The 2,608-nt window shown below is 41.0% G+C and carries 3 protein-coding genes; all 3 read right to left on the bottom strand.

Translation table 11 applies throughout. The annotated features are described in order from the left end of the window. Window positions 1-65: 65 nt before the first annotated feature. A complete protein-coding gene (gene tnpC / locus NSA47_RS15260) occupies window positions 66-1,655 on the bottom strand; it encodes an IS66 family transposase (protein ID WP_257533553.1) in 1,590 nt (529 codons plus the stop codon). Between the two features lie 112 nt (window positions 1,656-1,767). Continuing rightward, window positions 1,768-2,124, bottom strand: a complete 357-nt coding sequence (gene tnpB, locus NSA47_RS15255) for an IS66 family insertion sequence element accessory protein TnpB (protein ID WP_257533551.1) — start codon at window positions 2,122-2,124, stop codon at window positions 1,768-1,770. Beyond that, window positions 2,124-2,483, bottom strand: coding sequence for an IS66 family insertion sequence element accessory protein TnpA (gene tnpA / locus NSA47_RS15250; RefSeq protein ID WP_257533549.1), 360 nt, complete (start codon window positions 2,481-2,483; stop codon window positions 2,124-2,126). The genes tnpB and tnpA overlap by 1 nt, the downstream gene beginning before the upstream one ends. Window positions 2,484-2,608: the final 125 nt, after the last annotated feature.

The raw sequence follows: 2,608 nt of genomic DNA, 5'->3' as shown, positions 1-2,608 counted from the left end.
GTAAGCGTCTTTTAATAACATGTACCAATAAATAATGGCGGCCAAATGGCCGCCATTATTATCTATTATTTCGACTTGCATGCTGCCTGAACCTGTGGGTTCCATGGAAGTAGCTTGTCTAGAAAATCTTTTTGCTGTTTAGGTGGTATTGAAGGAATATGTCTTAAAAGATACTCCAAATATTTATATGGATTTAATCCATTGGCCTTTGCTGTCTCAACAATGGTATAGACAGCGGCACTGGCACCTGCTCCCGCAGGACTTCCTGCAAAGAGCCAGTTCTTACGACCTACGGTAAAAGGGCGAATGCTGTTTTCAGCCAGATTATTGGAGATATCACAGTCTCCATCATCTAAAAAGGTCATTAAACCTTCCCGATGATTCTTTGCATACTGAAGAGCCTGTCCAACCTTGGATTTTTGCAGCACGCCTTCTAGGTTGATATCAACCCACGCCCAAAAGGCCTCTAAAACGGGTATCTCCTGTTTTAGACGCTCTACTCTTCGCTCTTCTGTTGGCAAATCCTTTAGTTTTTCTTCGATGTTAAAGAGTTTATTGCAGTAGGCAATACCTTGTTGTGCCAGGGTAGTCCCTGGACTTTTAACATCTTTAGGCAGTGCATCTACGAAGTACCTCCTTACATGACTCCAGCAAAGACACCGCTTTATATTTTTCACCTGACCATATCCTTTGAAGCCATCGGTCGTTAAATATCCGCTATATCCATCTAAGAAATCCGATGCATTCTTGCCAGCCCGCCCAGTCCGATATTCAAATATACGGATGGGTTTGCTGCTTCTAGAGCCTGTGGTGTACACCCACATATAGGATTTGGTGGTGTTGGATCGTCCTTCTTCCTTCATCACCTGGATGGGGGACTCATCTGCATGGAGATGGCTCTGCTGCAGAAGCTTCTCATGAAGTTTGGATATCATCAAGCTAAGCCATTCTTCCGATGTCTTGAGGATCCAGTTAGACAGGGTGCTTCTTGAGATTTCCATCCCAAGATTTTTCCAATCCTTTTCCTGTCGATATAAAGGCATATGATTTACATATTTTTGATACATGGTCCAGGCAACACTGGATGGACTTGCCATGGAATGCTGAAGAAGGGGTGCATCTGTTTTGGCTTGTGTAAGGTAGGCCCTTCCTTCCTTACGACAAGTCCTGCATTCCCAGTTTTCCTGATAGAGATGCACGAGTTTCATGGTAGCAGGTTGATATTCCACTTCTGTGCGTAAATACTTCTTTCCTGCATACTTTAACTCATCTCCATCTGTAAGGCATATTTGCTCTTCTTTAGATAGTGAGTAAACTCTATCTTCTTCTGGTAGATTAGAAAGAGCTTTTTCCCGAAGATAGCCAGCACGGGTCTTCTTTTTTGAAATCACTTGTTCTATTTCTTCTAGGTTTGCTTCTACTTCCGCTTCATCAAACTGACCAAAGGGAGCTACATCTAAAGTAATCTGTCCAGAAATCGCAGATGTTTTCTCACTCTTTTTCCCAAAGAGCTTTTTAGTTAGATAATCAATCTGCTCACGTAAAATCCTTGAATCTATGTTCATTTTTTCAATGGTATTATTGAGGGCAGAAATTGTTTCATTCTGTTGCTTTATGACTTCTAAAAGAATGGAATTATCAGACCCTGTAACCATTGAATCCACGCCCTTTCTAGATTGATTATTGTTACTATTATTATACCATAAAGACAGGTTTTTTCCCACAAAAAAAGCCTGTGAAACCATTGATATTTCAAAGTTTTACAGGTTAAACAATTCTTTTGTTTTTGACTTTTTTTATCGCTTTCTTTTGGTCAATGGAGAGTCCTTCTAACAGCCATCGATACTGCTGGGATGTTATCTCTCTGACATCTTCCGAAGTCCTAGGCCACCTATAGCTTCCGCTTTCCAACCTTTTATATAGAAGCAAAAATCCGTCACCTTCCCAATAAAGTGCTTTCATTCGGTCTCGTTTTCGTCCACAAAACAGAAAAAGTGCCCTTTGAAATGGATCGAGATGAAAGTTTGTTTGGACCATGGCAGCAAGACCATCAATCTGTTTTCTCATATCGGTGTGACCGCAGGCTATGTATATTCTGATATCCTTTGGAAACTGAATCAACATCATCTCTTTAGAATCTTAAGTATGGCTTCAATGGTGTCTGGATCAGCTCCATTACAAATTTCCACAGCCATATCATTATCCATTTGAATCACAGCACACACTCTAGGGGAATGCATCGACTTTTGGGGTTCAAACTGTTTTACTTCTGCGAACTGGGTCGATCCAGTGACGGCAAGGGTGCCAGCCTTTATTAAGGATTCTTCCCGTATGACTTTTAGCCAGTAATAGTATTGTCCTTCAGAAATTCCTCTCTCTTTGCACCAGGGTCTAACCGACATTCCACTTTGCATACGTTCAGCTATGACCTTACGCCATTTTTCTACTAACATTTCGTGCTGCACAGATTTCATAGTAGCCATGAGATCTCTCCTTTCAAGCTTTTATAGTTCACCGAGTACTCGGTGAACTATAAAAGTACTCTTTTGAAGTCTATTGTCTCATGCCTTTTATTGATTTTAAATCCATGAGATTATTGGACGCTTAC

Source organism: Irregularibacter muris (assembly GCF_024622505.1).
GTDB classification, from domain to species: domain Bacteria; phylum Bacillota; class Clostridia; order Eubacteriales; family Garciellaceae; genus Irregularibacter; species Irregularibacter muris.
The sequence above is the reverse complement of the archived record's forward strand: the minus strand, read 5'-3'. Positions and strand labels throughout refer to the sequence as shown.